Origin of the sequence: Slackia sp. CM382 (genome assembly GCF_000293015.1) — a bacterium.
GTDB classification, from domain to species: domain Bacteria; phylum Actinomycetota; class Coriobacteriia; order Coriobacteriales; family Eggerthellaceae; genus Slackia; species Slackia exigua.
This window is the reverse complement of sequence record NZ_ALNO01000007.1, coordinates 22,664-41,950: the sequence shown is the minus strand read 5'-3', so window position 1 is coordinate 41,950 and position 19,287 is coordinate 22,664. Positions and strand designations below refer to the sequence as shown.

Here is a 19,287-nt window from a genome sequence, read left to right as displayed (position 1 = left end):
CTCAAAACCCCTTTCCGGCGAGGGCGAATGCTGTCACGACCAGCACGCCTGCGGCCACGAGCGCGAGGACGATCCGGTCCTGGGCATGAAAGCCTATCTCGGACAGGCTGGTGTGCGGTCCCGGATCGTCCAGGCCGCGACACAGAGCCGCAGCCGCAAGCTCGTCGCTTATCGTCGCCACCGAGGCGAAGAGCGGCACGTAGAGGCAAACCAACGTACGGATAGGATGAACGATCCAGGCGGATGGCCCCGTCCCGATACCCCTCATCTTCATGGCCGACCGTATCGCACGCCACTCCTCGCCGATCGTCGGAAAGCAGCGGAATATCACCGATGTCGTGACGATAGCGTTCCGCGGCACCTTGCTCTTCCACAGCGCCGCTGAAAACTCGCCGACACCGGTCGTCTCCACGACCCAATACGCAACGAGGACGCACGGCAGGACTTTGCGAACCGCCACCGCTAAAAACTGCGCAAGGGACAGCGCCAAGCTCTGGCCCATCACGGGCCCGATCACGTGCTGCAAGACTACAAGCAGGGCGAATGCCACACAGGAGCGAAACGAGGCGCCGGCCATGCCGCCGACGGCCACGAGCAGGGCGCATATGAGAAAGACCGCGCATTCGTACGGCAGCGATCGCCCGAGGAACACGGCTATATCGAGCAGCACGAGCAGGGCCAGCTTCGTTCGCGGGTCGAACCTGAGCCCTTGATGCTCGCGCCGCTCGCCGTAAATCCTGTCAAGAACGCTCACAGGATTCCGGCGCTCTCGAGCCTGCCCGCCAGCAGCTTGCGCGCGATCAGCGACCCTGCCAGCGAGAAGACGACGATGGCGAGCATCATCGCAAGAAACACCCAATCGGGGGTGAGCGCATAGAGGGTATCGCAGAAGTCGGCGCTCATGCCACGCTCGAACGTGTCTTGGAAGAAGTAGTCGCGCATGAACCAGATGGGCACGAAGCCGCCAAGCAGGTTCCACGAAAAGACGGCATGGCTTGCGGCGTTCCATTTGAAGCTCTTGTACTGCCCCTTGCGGGCGATGAGCACGGCCGCGATACCGACGGGAACCGAGACGAGGGGTGCGATGGGAATGTGGCCCGAGGCGATGAGAATGAGGCTCGGCAAGATGGCGGCGATGAAGATGGGCGTGCCCGAAGGCGACTTGGAGAGCATCGTATGGTAGACAGGTGCCGCGACCAGTGCGACGAGCTCCGGCATGAGCAGGAACAGGATCGGAACCGGCATGCATGCGACGCCGATGATGACGTAGACCGCCAGGTAGAGGGCAATGAACACGCCGGCCGATATAGCTCCCCTCGATGAGCTGCGCTTCTTCTGAGAATCCATGTCGATTTCCTTTCTTTAGGCTGTCAATTGGAACGTTGCAGTCGGTTGATCTGTAGAATCCGCCCTCGCTGCACCGCATATATGCGTCGCTCGTAAGCTCCTTCCTGCCGTCCAGAACGAATTCGTTCTGATTTCCCGTTAAACACGCCGGCGGGAGCATCCTCTCGAATGCTCCCGCCGTGGAATGATCGGTCTCTCTCGCCGCTCGCGACGTTTGTTTTCTGCTCGCTTACATCAATGAAACAGCTCCTGCGCTATCCCGAAGGCCTCTTCGAGGGAATGCTGCCTGCACTCCGGCGCGAAGCGCCCGTTGTACATGACGCCCCAAAGCCCATAGAGCACGAACAGCGCACACGCCTCGGCGCTATCCTCGTTCACGCCGAGACGGTTCTTTATCTTTTCGGTTCGCACGCCTTCGAGCATGAGCTTGGCGTAAGGGTCTGCCATGCGATCGAGCATTTGGACCATATCCCAAAGCTTGTACGAGGCATCGGGAACCGATTCCCCCGGTTCAGGGTTGAATGACCTGACATACTCGTCGACATCATCTTCGACAAGGCTGCGCAGCGCGGAGATTCTCTCGTCGAACGAGCGTTCGTCATCCTCCATGACCTCGCACTTGCGGCTCATGCGTTCGGAGATGAAATCCTCCATGACGGCGACGTAGATATCCTGCTTCGACTTGAAGTAGTAGTAGAACATACCCGGAGCGCCCCCGACGGCATCCAAGATGTCGCGGACCGACGTGTTCTCATAACCCTTCTCCGCGAAGAGATGCGCGGCCGCGTCCACAAGCTCCTTGCGCCGTTCGGCCGGTTTCTTGCTGTTCCTCTTCACGTGTGACCCTTCCGATTCTTCGCTCGATGCGGATAGCTTTGCATTAAAAACAGAACGAACGTCGGTCTAAGATTACCCTAGACTAACTAGTGCTGTCAACGACGGCGCATGCTGCATGGATTCAAGATCGGACGAACGCCTGATTACCGCCATTGGCGGTAAAGAAAGGACAGGCCATGCCATACGAACCGCCATTCGAACGCAACGATGCAATAGATACGCTCTGCATGGAGATCGCGGAGCTCGTAGGCATGATCTCCCCGAAGCGGGCCGTTTCCGCAGCGGCAATGTCGGCGTGTTCGACGGCGATGCTCTTATCCACGCAGGCACTCCTGCGGCCCACGTTCCCGAAGTGATGGCCGATATCTTCGACTGGCTGGAAAAGACGAGCATGCATCCCCTGGTCGCATCCTGCATCTTCCATTTCGAGTTCGAATTCTGCCACCCCTTCTCCGACGGAAATGGAAGAACAGGAGGGCTATGGCACACGCTGCTTCTATCGAAATGGAGACCTGCGCTTGCATGGCTTCCCATAGAAAGCACGATCAGGCAGCGACAGGCGGGCTATTACGAGGCTTTGGCGAAATCCGACGCCATCGGATCGAGCGAACGATTCGTCGAGTTCATGCTGGATGTGATCAGGAATTCGATCCTGCCGTTCTCCAAGCCTGCAAACGAGAAGGAGCTGACGCGAGCAAGGACGCTCGACTTCTTCAGAGAGCGCGGAGATGGAAGCATCTCCCGGCTCGCAGAACACCTCGGATGCTCGAAGCGAAGCGCCGAACGCATAGTCGCGGGATTGAAAGAAGAAGGCTCCCTGGCAAGGCAGGGAAGCGCCAGGTCCGGAATTTGGATCGTCCACGAGAATTGACGGCTCGTTCCGCCGGATCATGCATCACTCGCCGGCAGAGGGCAGCCCGAAATCCGCTCTAGGTAGCGGTTTGCGCATTTTTGCATGACGGTCTGGTAGAGATCGCTCTTGGATGAGAAGCTACAGCCCGAGAACCTTCTTCAGCGCGGAGACGCGGCGGCGGGAGACGGGGATCTTCTCTTCGGTGCCGTTGAGCGTCAGAAGGAGCGTGCCGCCTTGCACGGGCTCGACTTCCTCGACCATATCGAGATTGACCAGGTAGCCGCGATGCACACGGAAGAACCCATGGCCCTCGAGGCGCTTCTCGAGCTGCGCGAGGGAGACCGTGGAGAAATACCGGTCGGCGTCGGTCTGCAGGTAGGCGTAGTCGTCGCGCGCCATGACGAAGCGGATGGTATCGATCGGGATGAGAATCTTCTTGCCGCCCTTTTCGACCGGGATACGCTCGGCCTGGCTCGCCTTCACGTGCAGCGTGACGTATTCCGTCGCGCGCTTGACAGCTTGGCGCAGACGATCGGTCTCGACGGGTTTGACCAGATAATCCACAGCATTGACCTTGAATCCCTCGAGCGCGTGCTCGCCGTAGGCGGTCACGAACACGACCGCGGGCGGGTTTTTCAGGCGCTGCAGCGCCTCGGCGAACTGCAGGCCGGTCACGCCAGGCATGCTCACGTCGAGGAAAAGCACGTCGACGGGGTGGGATTGCATCTTCTCGATGGCTTCGCGCACGCCGGCGGCTTCCGCCACGACTTCGACATCGCCGATCTCATCGAGTAAAAAGCGCAGCTCCGAACGCGCTGGCGCCTCATCGTCTACGATTATGGTCTTCAGCAACGTCGACTCCTGACTCGTTTGAATCCAAGGGGATATGCGGCTTCATGATAGCGCACATTCTAAACGTCTCAAAGTTCGCTCAGCCGTCGCCGAAGCCAATCTGCCCGATATTCACGCAAACTCACGCTCTTCGAAGAAAATCGCGTCCCATAGGCGCGTACAATCAACGCTCGAAGGCCGCTATCCGTCGTTCAGCATGCCTTTGAGCACAAGGCGGACGACCGTTCCTTCGCCGATGCGCGACGAGACTTCCATGTACGATTCGGTCCCGAAAAAGACGCGCAGGCGCTCCGTGATGTTCTTCATGGCGATGCCCGTGCCCCGGCTTTCCGGCGACTGCTCGAGCTTGCGCGACTGTTCGGGCTCCATGCCCACGCCGTCGTCGGACACCGAGATGATCGCGTCGTCGCCGTCGCTTTCCGCCCGCACGACGATATGCAGCATCCCTTGATCGGGCATCGCGTGCTTCACGGCGTTCTCCACGAGCGGCTGGATGAGGAATGCGGGCACCAGGAAGTCTTCCAGGCCCGGCTCGACTTCGACCTGGAGGTTCAGACGATCCCCTCCGAATCGGGCGAGCTCGAATGCGAAGTAGCGCTGGGTCTGGTCCATCTCGCGGTCGAGCTCGATCATGTCCTGCGCATCTTCGAGCGTGCGGCGATAGAACACGGCGAATTCGCGCAGAAGCACGCGGGCGCGGTCGGGATCGGTGCGCGTAAGCGAGGCGATGGTATTGATGGTGTTGAACAAGAAGTGAGGATTGATCTGCGATTGGAGCGCACGGAGCTCCATCGCGGTCGCAAGCTTCACCTGCTGATCCAGCTCCACGGCCGCGATCTGCGTGGACAGAAGCTCTCCGAGGCCTTCGGCCAGCGCGAGCTGCGTCTCGTTGATGTTGCGGGCGCGGCGGAAATAGAGCTTGAGGGTGCCGACGATCGCCTCGCCGCGGCGCAGCGGCACGATGATGCCGGCGCGAAGGTTCTTGACGGAACTCGGAAATCCGATGGCCTCGGGCGTCGAAAGCACCCGCGTCTTGCCGTCCTTGAGCGTGGCATGCGTCGCCTTGGTCCTGATGGGGCTGCCGCCTGGATTGGAAATCTCCTGGTCGCCCGAATATCCCAGGATGTGCTCGCGATCGGTGATGGCGACGGCGCGCGCGCTGGTGGCGGGCAAAAGCAACCGGCAGATCCTTTGGGCCGATTCTATGGTCACGCCGTTCTGCAGGCACTCGAGCGTCTGGGACGCGATGCGCAGGATGGTGTCCGACTGCTGCGCGCGGATAGTGTCGGGATTCGAGCGCATATACACGAGAATGAGCAGGCATAGCGTGAACGAAGCGCCTGCGATGGGCGTGAACGACCCGACCTGCGCGGGGCTGTAGATCGAATAGACCAGCGTTCCGCCTGAAAGCAGGAGCGTCGCAAGCAGCACGACGTCGAGCACGCGCTCGTAGGTATCCTTCTGAGGCATGCGAAAACCCCTAACCGACGACTTCGTTCAACACCAGTATGACGGCAACGACGAGCAAGAACGATGCGAAAAGCAGGCGAAGGGCGCTTTCCGGGATGCGTTTGACGAGGCTTGCGCCCAGAATGGACCCCGGCATGGACCCGACGGCGATCGCAAGGCCGACGGACACATGCACGTTGCCGAGGAGCGCCTGTTCGATGACGCCCGGAACGGCCAGGATGCACACGGCGACGAGCGACGTGCCCGACGCCTCGCGCATGGAGATGCCGAGCACGGATATGAACAGCGGCACCATGACGAAGCCGCCTCCGACGCCGACGTATCCGCCCATGAAGCCTGCGATCAGGCCGATCGCGATCATGGCCGCCACGGTGCGCGTCGTCATGGCGACATGCGCGGCCTCCGTCGACGAACGCGCGCCTTCTGCGTCCTTCACGCCTTCTGCGCATGCGCCAGCCGCTTTCGATGCCGTCGCGTCCGCACCCGCGCGTTCCGCGCCGATCGCCTTCGATGGAGATGCGGCCGCAGCTGCACGCTCCGCTCTTACGGCGGCGATGCCCCGACGCAGCATGGTGATGGAGGAATACCCGATGACGAGGGACGTGCCTCCCATGACGGCCCAGTTCGGAGAATGCGTGGCCGCGAGCACGCCGAGAGGCGATGCGCAGGCGCCCGCACATCCGCAGATCAAACCGATACGAGGGATGCACGTCCCGTTTCGCAGGTGCTTCGACAGGCCGGCGAGCGACGTCGGGATGATGGAGAACAGGGACGTCGCCGTGGCGGCGAGGGGATCCAGCCCGAAAGCCAATCTGAACAGCGGCACCATGACCGTGCCGCCGCCGATGCCGAGCATGCCCGACAAGATGCCGATCGCAACCCCGATGATCGCGGCCGCCACGAACGACAGCATGGCGCGCCTACTCGTCTTCCGGAAGGTTCAGGCGAATCTCGCTTGTCAGCCCCGGATCGACGCTCGTGGACGAAAGGTGCGGACGTTCAAGGCTTTCGCCGTCGTCGCGCGGCTCGTCGTAACGCGGATGCGCGAGATCGCGTGCGCTTCCTTCCCGATGCGCATCGTCTTCGCACGCAGCCGCGTCGGCGCCACGCCGCCACGATGCGGTCTCCGATTGGGAGGCGAACAGGCGCTGCACGTAGGCGTCGTTTTCCATGCGCGCGATGAGCGCAGGCCATCGGTATTGGAATCCGAAGTACTTCATGCAGTTCTCTTCGGCATACCGCGATGCCATCGGAACCGATCGCGCCGCCCGACGATATCCGCTCGAATCAGGACGCGCGATGGATCGCAGCCATGCGGTGCGCTTCGCGCGCTTCGTGATGCCAGGCTCGAGGAACGAACCCGGATACGGCATGAGCGATGCAGGCTTGATCTGCATGAGGTCGATCTGGGTGCGTGCGTATTCCACCTTGCGGTATTCGTAGAGCCAGCGATAGATGTCCTGGCGGAACCGCAGTCCCTCTTCGTTCGAGGGCGTCGATTCCCGGGTCAGGCTCCATGTGTTGTCGAACCACATATCGCTGCCGTACATGCGCAGGCTCAGCATGTAGTCGAGGTCTTCGCCGCGCGGGATCCACGGGTCGAAGGCCACGCGTTTGAACGCCTCTTTATGAACGGCCATGCAGCCGCCGCAGACATGGTTCGACCGCGTGAGGCGAGGCCCCGCCATGACCTGGGTGATCCAGGCATCGAAGGCGTTGCCTTGATCCCAAAACGCGTTATACCAGCGACGGGAGGCCGACGAGCGATAGCTTCCCTCTTCGTTCAGGTAGAAGCCCGACTTCGCGAGAATGGGCACGCGGCGGCGCGTGAGCTTGCCGAGACCGTACATGGCGCGTTCGAGGAATTCCTCGCCGCCGGCGGTCTCGTTGTCGTCCATGAAGACGACGGCATCGTGCCCGAGCGCATGCGCCAGCACGAACCCGAGGTTGCGGATCGCCGAATAGCCCGAAAGCCCGACTTCATGGGCGGCATCGATGCCGAGCTGCTCCATGCGGCGGCGCAACGCGGCGAGTTCGGGAGCGCCCACGAGGACGATATCGATCTCGGGAAATCCTTCGAGGATATGTGCGACCTTGCCGTACGCCTGGTTCTCCACGGCGCCCTCGGCGACCACGAGCACGGCCACCCGTCCGAGCGAGCGCACGGTGCGCAGCGAGGAGAGGCAGCGCGCAAGGCTTCCCTGTTTGGTGAGCGGCGTCATGCGATCGTACGTCGCGATGACCGTGCTCATCTCCTTGACGCGTCGGGCCGATATATATGTCGGAATAACGACCAGCGGATTCACGAACACGGCTCCTTATCTACTACACGCGGAAAACCCGCAGGCATGCCGCAGGAATCCTCTTGCCGAGGAAAACGCCGCGACCATCCGCGACCTTCCCTCGCATCATGGCGGCGAGGCAAGCGTCCGCGTTACTTCTCGGACGCCTTCGCGTCGGCAGCGGCATCCGGCTTGTCGGCTTCCGTCGCACGGCGGCGGGCGAACAGCGGTTTCCTATCCTGCTTGGCTTGCGCCTCGGCAGCCTGGGCAGCCGCGATGGCGGCGTCCGGCTTCTTGCCGTGCTTGCGGACCATGTCCGCCTGGTATGCGCGGCGCAGCTTGCGGATCTTGCCCAGATCGAGCCAGACGGCAGCGATGATGCACGCATATGCGGGAATGATGAACGCCCAGGAAAGCTGCGCGTTGTCGAACTTGGCCGTCAGGAGTCCGCCGACGGCGGTGGCGATCAGGCCGACGCTGATGAGCGCGATCCAGATACGGCGCAGGCGCTTGTATTCCCTCGTAGGAGGATTGTAATAGAGACGCTCGAGCTCGGCCTGGCGCTGACGCTCGGCCTTGCGGTTCTCGCGGTTCTGCTTCGGCGTCTTCTTCGTCGACTTGACATGAACGCTCGAGGCGGCCTTGGTCTTGGGCTTCAAAGAGGCGGCGGATTTCTTCGTCTGCCCCTTGATCTCGGACTGGGACCTCTCGTTCATGGGATTGCGCTGCGTCACGATCGTTTTCCTTCGCTCTTGGCGTTCGTAAGGCGGAAAGCCGTCTGCCTATAATAGCGGATATCCGCCCCGAAAGGCGGATATCGCATGCAACCGCTATTTCTTGAACGCGTTGGCGCCCTACCGCTCGAACGCGCGGCCCGTCAGCTTCTCGTAGGCCTGAATGTACTTCTCGGACGTCTTCTCGATGATGTCCTGGGGAAGATGCGGAGGCTCGCCCGTACGGTCCCAGTTGGCGTTCAGCCAGTTGCGCACGAACTGCTTGTCGAAGCTCGGCTGCTCGCGCCCGACCTCGTAGTCGTCGACGGACCAGAAGCGCGAACTGTCGGGCGTCAGGACCTCGTCGCCCAGGACGACTGTGCCATCGACGGTACCGAACTCGAACTTCGTGTCGGCGATGATGATGCCGCGTGCGCGGGCATGGTCGGCGGCGGTCTCGTACACCTTCAGCGAAAGGTCGCGCAGGGTCCGGGCCGCCTCTTCGCCGACGATGCCGACCGTGCGATCGTAGCTGATGTTCTCGTCATGATCGCCGATCTCGGCCTTGGTTGAAGGCGTGTAGAGCGTCGTCGGGAGCTTGGCGGAATTCTCCAGGCCGCCCGCAAGCTCGATGCCGCAGACCGTGCCGGTCTTCAGATAATCCTTGAATCCGCTGCCCGTCAGATATCCGCGCACGATGCACTCGATCGGGAACATCTGCGCTTTCTTGACCAGCATGAAACGGCCGCGCAGGTATTCCGACCAGGGCTTGAATTCCTCGGGCAGGTCGGCGACGTCGGATGAGACGAGATGGTTTTCCACCACGCCGTCCAACAGCTCGAACCAAAAGCAGCTCAACTGCGTGAGGACCTGGCCTTTGTAGGGGATTTCGTCTTTCAGGACGTAATCGAACGCGGAAATGCGGTCGGTCGCCACGAGCAGAAGCCTGTCTCCCAGGTCATATAGGTCGCGCACCTTGCCCTGTGCGGTCGGCGCCATGGTAATGGGATTCATCCGATCAGTCCTTCCCTTTCGACCGAGGAGCGAGACGCGCCTTTCAGCGTCTCGGCCCCGATGGATTCCTTCTCGCGCATCGATTTGATGCGTTCGTAATCATAGAGCGGGATATGCAGGGTGAAGCACGCGCCCTCGCCCTTCGCGCCCTGAACGTCCACCCAGCCATGATGGCGATCGACGATTTCCTTGACCACCGACAGGCCGATGCCGAGCCCGCCGCTGGCGCGCTCGCGGCTGCTGTCGGCGCGCCAGAAACGCCCGAAGACCATCGTGCACTCCTCGGGCGTGAGGCCGACGCCGGTATCCTGCACGGCGATCATGGCCTCGTCGTCGCTCTTCTTCACGCTGACCGTGATGGTGCCGGGTGCAGGCGTGTAGCGCACGGCATTGGAGATGAGGTTCGCGGTCGCCTGGCGGATGAGGTCGCGATCGGCATAGACGACCACGTCGTCTTCGGCTTCATAGACCAGCTGCAGCCCAGCTTCGTTGATATAGGCCTCGTGCGACATCGCCAGCAGGCGGATCATCTCGCCGACATTGACGACCTCTTCGTTCAGGGGCGTCGTACGGTTCTCCAGACGGGAAAGCTTCAGCAAGGCATCGACCATGCGCGAGAGGCGTTGGACCTCGGCATCGATCGTGCCGAGGCGTTCGGCGTCGGGCTCGAACACGCCGTCGACGATCGCCTCGACGGTGGATTGGATCGCCATGAGCGGCGTGCGCAGCTCATGGGCGACATCGGTGGTCAGGCGGCGTTCGAGCTCGCGATCCTTCTCCACGCTCGCCGCCATGGCATCGAACGTCTTGCCGAGTTCGGCGATCTCGTCATCGCCCTCGAGATTGGTGCGCGCGGAAAGATCGCCTTCCTTGATGGCGGCCGCGGTTTCCGTCATGCGGCTGATCGGGTGCACCAAGCTGCGCGCGAAAAGGAAGCCGAGAAGCGAAGCGAGCACGATGGACAGCACCGCGGCGAAGGCCATTGCCTGGTAGCTTCGGTTGCGGAATTCCTGGTCCGTTTTGGATAGAAGCACGTCGGAGCCGTATACCCACATGTTGACGCGACCTATGGCGGTGCCGTTGACCATGATGTCGGCGTGGGCCATCGTCGCATCCGAGCCGGGCGCCAAGGACTGGGTCTTGTTCGGCGCCAATGCGTCGCTGCCCGTCATCACGACCGTGGAATCGTACACGATCGTATTGTTGATGCCGACGACCTGGATGCCCATCGTCTGATTGAGCGTATGAGCGGCGGAAGCGGGCGAAACGTCGGACATCGTGAGCGGGGGATAGGTGCCCTTCCCCGTCGTGTTCACGATATCGAGCGCATGCCCGTTCGACTTCTCGTATTTGTCGGCGATGGCCGACGCGGTGCGGTCGGCCAATGCCTGGATGTTCTCGTGCGTATAGTTCTGGAAATGCTGCTCCCACACGAATGAGAGCACGCCCATCGCGACGATGGCCGTCAGCCCGGCGATCAGCGCGAACGTCACCGTGACGCGCGCGGTGTACGAATGCCCGAAGACCCATGCCTTGATGGCCGCGATCGGGCCGCGTATGCGGGTATTGATGCGATCGACCACGATGGATTGACGAAGGAGCCGGCGCAGCCGGGATTACTGCTGCGAAGGCTGCTTGGTCGGATCCTCGAAACGGTATCCGACGCCGTGAACCGTGTGCAGCCACTTCGGATTGCGCGGATTGTCGCCGATCTTGGCGCGAAGGTTCTTCACGTGGCTGTCGATCGTGCGCTCATAGCCTTCGAAGTCGTAGCCCAGGACCTTCTCGACCAGCTCCATGCGCGAATACACGCGGCCAGGATAGCGGGAAAGGGTGGTCAGGAGCTTGAACTCGCTGGCCGTGAGGTCGACTTCCTTGTCGTTGACGAGGACCTTGTGGCCCGAGACGTCGATCGTGAGCTCGCCGAACTCGAGAACCTCGCGCTGAGGCTCGCTGTCCGCATGGACGCGGCGAAGCAGCGCCCGGACGCGGGCGACCAGCTCGCGCGGCGAGAACGGCTTGACCAGATAGTCGTCGGCGCCCAGCTCGAGACCGATGATGCGGTCTTCGACCTCGCCTTTGGCGGTCAGCATGATGATGGGCACGTCGGAATTGTCGCGGATGACGCGGCAGACGCGCTCGCCCGGGACGCGGGGAAGCATGAGGTCGAGCACGACCAGATCGAAGTGATGCTTGCCGAATTCATCGAGGGCGTCCTGACCGTCGCCGACGGCGGTGACCCAATAGTTCTCGCGCTCGAGATAGGCGGCCACGGCATCGCGAATGGCCTTTTCATCCTCAACAAGTAGAATTCGACGCGTATCGGTGGTGTTCATGATCCGGTGCTCCTCAGGTCGTACGGTACGTCAAGGCGCAAGGCCTCAAGATACGGTTTGACGTTATTGTAGCGATTTTTGACCCATCCATCTGCAGCGCTTTTGGAAAAATGACATAATGAGCGGCCATGTCTCAGCAATCCAGACATCCACGACCGCGCACGCGCTCGAACGCGACCGCGCGACGCATGCGTTCCGACTTGCGACGGACGCGATCCTCGTCGAGAACCGCCGGGGCGCATCGTCATGCCCGGCCTCGCCCGCACGCGGCGACACGCCCGTCCATCGCCGTTTCGCGGCGGCAGCTCATCGCCGGCGCGGCCGGCATCGCGGGCATCGCGCTCGCCTCGTCGGGCATCGCACATCTCACCTCTCAGAAAGAAGAGGCCGCGGAAGATTCCTCCGCCCTCTCCGTCGCCCCCGACAGCGTCTTCACCCTATCCGACTGCACGGAAGCCGACGCATCCGATTGCATGCGCCTCGTATCCGAATTCAAGCTTCCCTACCACACGCTCGTGTGGGCCTGCAATGACTCCTATGCAAGCTGCCTCATCCCGACCTCGGGTTCCGCGCCCATCACGAAGGCGGGCATCCTCGACCTTGACAGCGGAAACCTCGCGACGGTGCTCGACGGGCCCATCTCCTCGGAAAACGGCTACGACATCTACGACGTGCGTTGCAGCTCCCGAGGCATCGTCTGGACCGAGGCAAACGCCTTCACCGGAGAATGGCGCGTCTACCACGCGACCCATTCGGGCGAATCCATCGGCGATCCGATGCTTGCCGACCACGGCACGACCGACTACGAGATCCCCACGCTCGCCGTCTCCGAGGCGCGCGCGTTCTGGCAGGTGCTGCCGTCGGCCGGCACGAAAGGCGCCGAATCGCTGCTCAAGTCATCGACGTACGGCACGAAGGGGACCGATATCGCCTACCGGTCGAACGGGCGCATGGCCACGCCCCCGTATTCCTGCGACGAAGGCGCGGTGATCACGCCGCGCACGAAGGGATCGGCGGTCGCCTACCAGATCACGCTCGTCGATGGAACGTCTATGGACCAGCGCGATGCGCTCGTCCTGCCCGCGTCCATGTCTCCGCTCGAGGCGGGCTACGCGAACGGCCGCTTCGCCTTTTCCTTCGACGCCATCTACAACGTGAAGAGCGGCATCGCGAACCTCGGCACCTATGCGCCGGTCAAGTCGGGGACGCCTCAGCCAGGCGATGAGTGGTTCCGCTTCAGCCGCAATCCGTCCGCGCCGCCGGCATGGGCCGGTCAATGGCTCATCGTGAAATCGACCAAATCCGTCTCGGGCGTCGATCCGGTCAATCGCCTGGTATTCGCGCTCGATTGCCCCGACCGCAGCGACGACTTCGGCGACTACCTCGCCTCCACGGGTACGCGCGGGATCGTCGCGACCTATGCGCACGTAAGCCGTTCGGATACCGACGAATACACCCTGCTGCGCACCTGGCGGCCCCTGCAGGCATAGGAAGGCCGCTCCTTTCGATGCATCCACCGTCCATCCAGGCCCTTTATCGGTCTCAAGCGACGGAAAGGCCCCGGGATCGGGGCCTTTCCTGCAATCGAAGCGTAGAACGGCCGCATGGCCGCTTGCAACGGACGCACGCCGCGTCGGACGCGATGCCGACGTCTAAAACGTGAGCGACTCGAGCTTCTTGAAGACGACGTCCTTGTGCGCGAGGAACGCCCAGGGATCGAAGATCTCGTCCAGCTTCTCGGACGCAAGGTTCGCCTCGGGATCGGCCTCGAGACGTTCGCGATACGTCGGGCCGACGACGGCGTTCTGGATATCGCCCCAGACCGCCATCGCGTTGCGCTGGACGATCGCATAGGCCGCCTCGCGCGTGATGCCCGTATCGACGAGCGCCAGCAGCACCTTCGACGAGAAGATGAGCCCGCGCGTGCGATCGAGGTTGAGCTTCATCTTCTCCGGATAGACCTGCAGGCCCTCGAGAATGAACTGCATCTTCGCGAACATATAGTCGAGCGCGATGAAGCTGTCGGCCAGGGCGACGCGCTCGGCGCCCGAGTGCGAGATGTCGCGTTCATACCACAGCGCCACGTCGTCGAAGCTCACCTGCGCGTTCGCCTTCACGATGCGCGAAAGCCCGCAGACGCGTTCGACCGTGATGGGGTTACGTTTATGAGGCATGGCCGAAGACCCCTTCTGACCGGGCCTGAACGGTTCTTCCGCTTCGATCACGTCGGTCTGCTGCATAAGGCGCACCTGCATCGCGATGCTTTCGAGCGTGGATGCGACCACGGCGAGCGTGGATGCGACCTGCGCATGGCGGTCGCGGGCGAGGACCTGCGTGGAGAGCGGGTCGGGAACGAGGCCCATATGCTCGCACACGTAGGCCTCCACGAAAGGATCGATGCTCGAATAGGTGCCCACGGCGCCCGAGATAGCGCCGGTCGCGGCGACTTCACGCGCCTGCTCGAGCCGGGTAAGCGAGCGTTTGAGCGCCCAGGCCCAGCTGCCGAACTTCATGCCGAAGGTCATCGGCTCGGCATGGATGCCGTGCGTGCGTCCGACGCAGAGTGCGTCCGCAAGCTCGAACGCGCGGTCCTTCGCCATGCGGCCGAGCTTGCGCGCATCTTCGATGATGATGTCGAGCGCCTGCGTGATCTGGTACGAAAGCGCGGTGTCGCCCAGGTCGGACGACGTCATGCCGTAATGGACCCAGCGGCTCGGCTTCTCGGCGCCCTCGGGCATATCGGCATCGATGTATTCTCCCATGCAGGTCAGAAACGCGATGACGTCATGGTTGGTGACGGCTTCGATCTCGTCGATGCGATCGACGCGGAAATCGGCGTGCGCACGGATCCATGCCGCCTCGTCCTTCGTGATGCCGCACTGCCCGAGCTCGGCCTGGGCCTCGCATGCCAGGATCTCGATTTCCTTCCAGACGGCGAACTTGTTCTCGGGCTCCCAGACGCTTCCCATTGCCGGCCTGGTATAGCGAGGAATCATATCGGTTTCCTTCCTGGCCGCACGGCGGCCGTTCCTTGGGTCAGGCCCGCCAGGCGGGCGCGAGGGTTGACGCGAGACGCATGCCGGCCCGATCAGAGGCTGGCGAACAGCGCACGAGCGGCCTCGATGGAGTCGCGTTCCGCGAGGATGACCGCCTTGTCCCCCGGGCGAAGCACGGTTTCGGACGTGACGATCTCGGCATTGCTGTATTCCTTGCGGTCGATGGCGACCAGGGCGCTGCCGCGAGGCATCTTGATGCGCGCGGCGAGCAGGCCGCGCTTCGGGTCGAAGCGACGCGGGTTCCTCGGGATGGCCGCCTCGATCAGCACGACGTCGCCGCGGGAGAGCGCGGATACGACGCCGACGGAGCCCATCATGGCCTCTTCCTCGATCATGTTCGCGATGAGCATCGTGGACGAGACGCTTTCGATGCCCACCTCGCGGAACACGCGGCGATTCTTGGGGTTGTTGACGCGGGCGATGCAGCGCGGCACCTTGAAGATCTGGGTCGCAAGCTCGCACGACACGAGGTTCGCATCGTCATGGCCGGTCACGGCCGCAAGCACGTCCGCCTTGCGCACGCCGGCGTCTTCCAGATAGTCGGAATCGCAGCCGTCCCCGCAGATGATCAGATAGTCGCCGGTGAGATTCATGCTCAGGCGGTCGGCGGTGCGGCGGTCCTGCTCGATGACGGCGACCTGATGGCCCTGCCCGAGAAGGACGCTGGCGAGGTATTCGCCGACCTTGCCTCCGCCCATGATGACGATATACACGCCGCCCCCTATTCCCGAATAAAACGTTGGAATCGTTTAAGCAGGTCATGGCGCACACAAGCGATGATCGTATCGCCATGGTAGAGCACGCTCGTCGGCGAAGGGATCGAATTCGCGCTGCCGTCGGAGCGTTCGAAGCATACGATGCGCACGCCGTGGCTCTTTTCGAGCTCGCTGACGCGAATGGCCCTCTGCTCGGCCCATTCCAGATTGAGAGAGAAACGCAGGATCTCGTACTGGCCGAACGTATCGAGGTGGGAACCATGGCCCGACATGATCTTCGAGAAGACCTCCTCGGCGATGAGCGACGTGCCGCAGACGTAATCGATGCCGAGCTGCCCGTAGGCGCGTTCCCTGTTCGTGTTGTACAGGCGGGCGATGGCATGTTCGACGCCGAAGATGCGGCGAGCGACCTCGACCACCATAAGATTCGTGTTGTCGTTGCTGGTCACGGCCGCAACGACATCGCAATCCTCGATGCCGGCGCGCACGAGCACGCCCTCGTCGAAGCCGAGGCCCTGAAGCGTGGCTCCGTTGAAGTTGCGTCCGAGCGCGGAGAACGCATCGGCCTTCGTGTCGATGACGCACACGTTGCGCCCGTTCGACGACAGCATCGTTGCGAGCGACGAGCCGACGCGCCCGCATCCCACGACGATGACGTTGGCCATTGGACCTCTTTCCCTCTACATGGAAGATGCGCCTTGAAAGCGCATCTTACAGGAATTTGTAGTAGACGGTGCGAACGCCCCAGTCGCCGACGCTCCGTGCCCCGAGCGCCTTCCATGTTCCGGGCGCGAGGTCCAGGTCGCGCCCGTATGGGGCGAAGCCGCCGGTGTCGGTGACCGTCGCGACGACCACCTTGTCCCCGCACATGACGGCGACCGCCTGGCCGAGACGCCAGGACTGGGACTCGGGCACGGCGACGGTGATGCCGCCGTCATCGAGCTTGCGACCGGATGCGGTGGCGGTGGTGTTGAAATTGCCTTCGCCATCGTCGTTGTCGACGATGCTGTACGCGGATGCGCTGCCGGTCGACCAGCCGTCCGCAACATCGGGAAGGACATGGGGCGCCGTGGGCAGCGGGTCCATCGTGCCGACCTCTTCGGCAGCTGCGACGGTATGGGCGTTGGATTCATCGATGGCGGCGAGGACGACGACGGGATCGGGATCCTTCACCGAGATGCTGCGGACGGCGGAAGCGCCCTTGCGGGCAGACGACGCGTCCGTCGTGCCCGACAGGCGGCTCGACGGATTCGAGCCCGAAATATCGGACGCGGTGCTCTGGCGGTCGCCGATGCCGATGGTGGAAAGATCGACTTTGAGCGACGCCGACGCAGGCTGCCAGACGCCCGACGCGACGATCACGGCGACGACGGTGACGGCCGCGGCCTTCACGAAAAAGAAGAAGAGCTTCGCGTTCGAACGAGCGCCCGTATGTGTCGGCGTTGCTGCCAAGCCCCCTCCTTCGCATCGATTCGAAAGGCTGTGAATAGGTAACCGCGACATTCTAGCGTAGAAGGGCTGTCAATAACAAATCACAAGGTCAGATATGTATTTTTAGTAAGAATGGCATGGAGGGCGACGAAGGCGGATGCACCGGACGAGACGCCGCGCCGCTAACCCTTGGCCTCCATCAGGGGCGCTGCCGTAATCTCGTACTCGGACCCGGGAAGAACCCGGAACGCCAGCGCGTCCACGTCGCCCGGGATGCCGAAGACCGTCGCGGCAAGAATCGCTGCGACAAGAACGAAAAGCCCGCTCGCGAAGATCATCAGATTGCTTCTCCGCGCATGCCCGTAGACGGAGCAGCCGACGGACACGGCAAGGAGCGGCCAGAGATCGCCGGCAGCCTCGGGAACGGTCGTCCACGACAGCAGATCGATGGAGCAGAAGAGCAGCAGCAGCCCGATGCCGACGAACGCGATGCCGCATGCCATGAGATCGGCGTGGAACCGGCGACGGACGGGAAACACCATCATCATGATGCCGAATGAGAACGGGATGATGGGCCAGAACTGCCACCAGTGAGAATCGACGAGAACGATATCGAGCGCGCCGGCGAAGCCGATGCAGGCGACGAAGGCGGTCGACCAGATCACCAAGCAGGCTTTGCGCGTCAGTATCGGGGACATGCTCGGGTCGGGCGCGCCTTCCGCACGCACCGTGATGGGATCGCCGTCCTCCCGCATGGGGATGACGGCCCATAGAACCAGATAGGCGAATGCCGCGGCGCCGAAGCTCGCAAGGAGCGCAAGGAGCGCAAGGATGCGCACGACGAGGGCATCGACGTCGAAATAATCGGCAAGGCCTGCGCAGATGCCGGCTATGGCGACGTCGTCGCGGGACCGCCTGATATTGAAATCCCCGATCGACCTCTCCATGGCGGCCCGCCTCCTTTCGACCCTGCCCGGAGGCGTGCTCACGCCTCGTGCGCCTCGCGCGTCGCCCCGTCTCCCGCCTCAGGTTCAGACGCCGATTCTTCAAGACGCCTGACCAGCACTTTCGCGATACGACGGCGACGCATCTGCTGGACTCTGAAGACATAGCCCTCGAACACGAGCTCGTTGCCGACCTGAGGAACGCGGTCGAACGTGTCCATCAGCCAGCCGGCAATGGTCTCATACGCATCGCTCACCTCGACAGGCCAACCGAGATCGGCGGCATCATCGCAGGTGAACGCTCCGTCGGCGAGCCATTCGTTCGGAGCCGTCTGTATGATATGGCGGTTCTCGAGGTCGGTCTCGTCGATGATGTCGCCGACGATTTCCTCCACGATGTCTTCGATGGTAATTAAACCAGCGGTGCCGCCGTATTCGTCTACGACCATGACCATCTGTTGACGATTCGTTTGCATCTCGTTGAGCAGGGGCATGAGGTCCTTGCTCTCGGGAACGTAGCTGATGGGGGCTAAACAGGAGGACACGGGATCGTTCTCGCGATCCTCGAGCAGCGGACCGATGAGATCCTTGTAGCGCACCATGCCGACGACGTTGTCGTGGTCTCCTGAAAACACCGGCAGGCGGGAATACCCGGTTTTCCGCATGAGCTCGATGGCATGCAGGACCGTGTCCGCCGCCTCGATGACCACCATGTCGACGCGCGGAGTCATGGCCTCCTCCGCCGTCGTGTCGCCGAGGTCGAGCACCTCGTGGATCATGCGCTTCTCTTCGTCATCGAGCTCGTCGTTGTCGGCCACGATGTAGCGGATTTCCTCCTCGGAGACGTCCTGGCGATCCGCAGCGCTCTTGATGCCCATCGCGCGCGCGACCACATCGGACGAAGCCGCCGTCAGACGCACGAGAGGCGAGGCGATGGTCGAAAACGCCGTCAGGGGGCCGGCCACGGCGCCTGCCATCTTCTCCGCATCGGCGAGAGCGAGGCGCTTGGGCACCAGTTCGCCGAAGACGATGCTCGCATAGGAGACGATGAGCGTGATCAGGATAGGAGCCGCCACCTGGGAAGCCGCCGTAAGCCAGTCGATGCCGAACGAGGAGAGCCATGAGGAGAGCGGGGCTGATAGGTTCGTCGCCGCCGTCGCGGAGGCGAAGAATCCGACGAGCGTGATGGCGACCTGGATGGCCGCGAGGAACCGATCGGGATCCTCGGAGAGCGTAAGCGCCTTCTGCGCGCGTCGGGAGCCTTCCTCGGCTTCTTTCTGCAAAACGACGCGCTTGGCGCTGACGAGCGCCATCTCCGAGCCCGAGAAGAACCCGTTGACGACGATGAGGACGAACGTGACTAGGATGGATATGCCTACGTCCATGGAAGTTGCGTCACAACCTTCTTACAAGATGCGCCTACCCGGCGCTGCCGG

General features: G+C 62.6%; 19 protein-coding genes. 2 read left to right on the top strand and 17 right to left on the bottom strand.

Annotated features, from left to right (window positions below; translation table 11 throughout):
• Position 1: 1 nt before the first annotated feature.
• The 3 genes from HMPREF1155_RS02940 to HMPREF1155_RS02930 form a co-directional block, all read right to left on the bottom strand.
• Positions 2-754 (bottom strand): energy-coupling factor transporter transmembrane component T, encoded by a 753-nt coding sequence (locus HMPREF1155_RS02940; RefSeq protein ID WP_039993245.1) that lies wholly within the window; start codon positions 752-754, stop codon positions 2-4.
• Positions 751-1,347, bottom strand: a complete 597-nt coding sequence (locus tag HMPREF1155_RS02935; protein ID WP_009077339.1) for an MptD family putative ECF transporter S component — start codon at positions 1,345-1,347, stop codon at positions 751-753. The genes HMPREF1155_RS02940 and HMPREF1155_RS02935 overlap by 4 nt, the downstream gene beginning before the upstream one ends.
• Before the next feature lie 234 nt (positions 1,348-1,581).
• Positions 1,582-2,184 carry a TetR/AcrR family transcriptional regulator gene (locus HMPREF1155_RS02930; RefSeq protein WP_009077149.1) on the bottom strand — a complete coding sequence of 201 codons (603 nt, stop codon included), beginning with the start codon at positions 2,182-2,184 and terminating at the stop codon, positions 1,582-1,584.
• 115 nt (positions 2,185-2,299) lie between these two features.
• Here HMPREF1155_RS02930 and HMPREF1155_RS02920 point away from each other — a divergent pair, with 115 nt between their 5' ends.
• Entirely contained in the window at positions 2,300-3,055 is a 756-nt protein-coding gene (locus tag HMPREF1155_RS02920) for a Fic family protein (protein ID WP_009077180.1), read from the top strand.
• A gap of 120 nt (positions 3,056-3,175) precedes the next feature.
• On the opposite strand, the gene HMPREF1155_RS02915 is transcribed toward HMPREF1155_RS02920, so the two are convergent.
• The 8 genes from HMPREF1155_RS02915 to HMPREF1155_RS02880 all read right to left on the bottom strand — a co-directional run bounded on the left by HMPREF1155_RS02915 (position 3,176) and on the right by HMPREF1155_RS02880 (position 11,704).
• Positions 3,176-3,889, bottom strand: a complete 714-nt coding sequence (locus HMPREF1155_RS02915) for a LytTR family DNA-binding domain-containing protein (RefSeq protein ID WP_006362394.1) — start codon at positions 3,887-3,889, stop codon at positions 3,176-3,178.
• 180 nt (positions 3,890-4,069) lie between these two features.
• Positions 4,070-5,359, bottom strand: coding sequence for a histidine kinase (locus HMPREF1155_RS02910; RefSeq protein WP_009077462.1), 1,290 nt, complete (start codon positions 5,357-5,359; stop codon positions 4,070-4,072).
• Positions 5,360-5,369: 10 nt separating this feature from the next.
• The gene (locus tag HMPREF1155_RS02905; RefSeq protein WP_009077261.1) at positions 5,370-6,272 is read right to left on the bottom strand and encodes a sulfite exporter TauE/SafE family protein; all 903 of its coding nucleotides are present in this window, start codon (positions 6,270-6,272) and stop codon (positions 5,370-5,372) included.
• A gap of 7 nt (positions 6,273-6,279) precedes the next feature.
• Positions 6,280-7,665: a hypothetical protein gene (locus HMPREF1155_RS02900; RefSeq protein WP_009077495.1), complete on the bottom strand. Its 1,386-nt coding sequence runs from the start codon at positions 7,663-7,665 to the stop codon at positions 6,280-6,282.
• A gap of 128 nt (positions 7,666-7,793) precedes the next feature.
• The gene (locus HMPREF1155_RS02895) at positions 7,794-8,375 is read right to left on the bottom strand and encodes a hypothetical protein (protein WP_009077099.1); all 582 of its coding nucleotides are present in this window, start codon (positions 8,373-8,375) and stop codon (positions 7,794-7,796) included.
• Between the two features lie 120 nt (positions 8,376-8,495).
• A complete protein-coding gene (locus HMPREF1155_RS02890; RefSeq protein WP_009077348.1) occupies positions 8,496-9,368 on the bottom strand; it encodes a phosphoribosylaminoimidazolesuccinocarboxamide synthase in 873 nt (290 codons plus the stop codon).
• Entirely contained in the window at positions 9,365-10,951 is a 1,587-nt protein-coding gene (locus HMPREF1155_RS02885) for a HAMP domain-containing sensor histidine kinase (protein ID WP_009077101.1), read from the bottom strand. Before HMPREF1155_RS02885 ends, HMPREF1155_RS02890 begins: the two co-directional genes overlap by 4 nt.
• Positions 10,952-10,984: 33 nt before the next feature.
• Complete coding sequence (locus HMPREF1155_RS02880; protein ID WP_006362401.1) at positions 10,985-11,704, bottom strand: response regulator transcription factor; 720 nt, start codon at positions 11,702-11,704, stop codon at positions 10,985-10,987.
• Between the two features lie 128 nt (positions 11,705-11,832).
• Here HMPREF1155_RS02880 and HMPREF1155_RS02875 point away from each other — a divergent pair, with 128 nt between their 5' ends.
• Positions 11,833-13,194, top strand: a complete 1,362-nt coding sequence (locus tag HMPREF1155_RS02875; protein WP_009077187.1) for a hypothetical protein — start codon at positions 11,833-11,835, stop codon at positions 13,192-13,194.
• A gap of 162 nt (positions 13,195-13,356) precedes the next feature.
• Here HMPREF1155_RS02875 and purB read toward each other — a convergent pair whose 3' ends face one another.
• The 6 genes from purB to HMPREF1155_RS02845 all read right to left on the bottom strand — a co-directional run bounded on the left by purB (position 13,357) and on the right by HMPREF1155_RS02845 (position 19,236).
• Positions 13,357-14,700 carry an adenylosuccinate lyase gene (gene purB / locus HMPREF1155_RS02870; protein WP_009077455.1) on the bottom strand — a complete coding sequence of 448 codons (1,344 nt, stop codon included), beginning with the start codon at positions 14,698-14,700 and terminating at the stop codon, positions 13,357-13,359.
• A 92-nt stretch (positions 14,701-14,792) separates the two neighbouring features.
• Positions 14,793-15,473: a TrkA family potassium uptake protein gene (locus HMPREF1155_RS02865; protein ID WP_006362406.1), complete on the bottom strand. Its 681-nt coding sequence runs from the start codon at positions 15,471-15,473 to the stop codon at positions 14,793-14,795.
• An 8-nt stretch (positions 15,474-15,481) separates the two neighbouring features.
• The gene (locus HMPREF1155_RS02860) at positions 15,482-16,141 is read right to left on the bottom strand and encodes a TrkA family potassium uptake protein (protein WP_006362407.1); all 660 of its coding nucleotides are present in this window, start codon (positions 16,139-16,141) and stop codon (positions 15,482-15,484) included.
• Positions 16,142-16,187: 46 nt separating this feature from the next.
• Positions 16,188-16,928 (bottom strand): hypothetical protein, encoded by a 741-nt coding sequence (locus HMPREF1155_RS02855; RefSeq protein ID WP_009077094.1) that lies wholly within the window; start codon positions 16,926-16,928, stop codon positions 16,188-16,190.
• A gap of 161 nt (positions 16,929-17,089) precedes the next feature.
• On the bottom strand, positions 17,090-17,854 hold the full coding sequence (locus HMPREF1155_RS02850) for a PspC domain-containing protein (protein ID WP_009077410.1): 765 nt from the start codon (positions 17,852-17,854) through the stop codon (positions 17,090-17,092).
• A 38-nt stretch (positions 17,855-17,892) separates the two neighbouring features.
• Positions 17,893-19,236, bottom strand: coding sequence for a hemolysin family protein (locus HMPREF1155_RS02845; protein WP_009077476.1), 1,344 nt, complete (start codon positions 19,234-19,236; stop codon positions 17,893-17,895).
• Positions 19,237-19,287 lie beyond the last annotated feature (51 nt).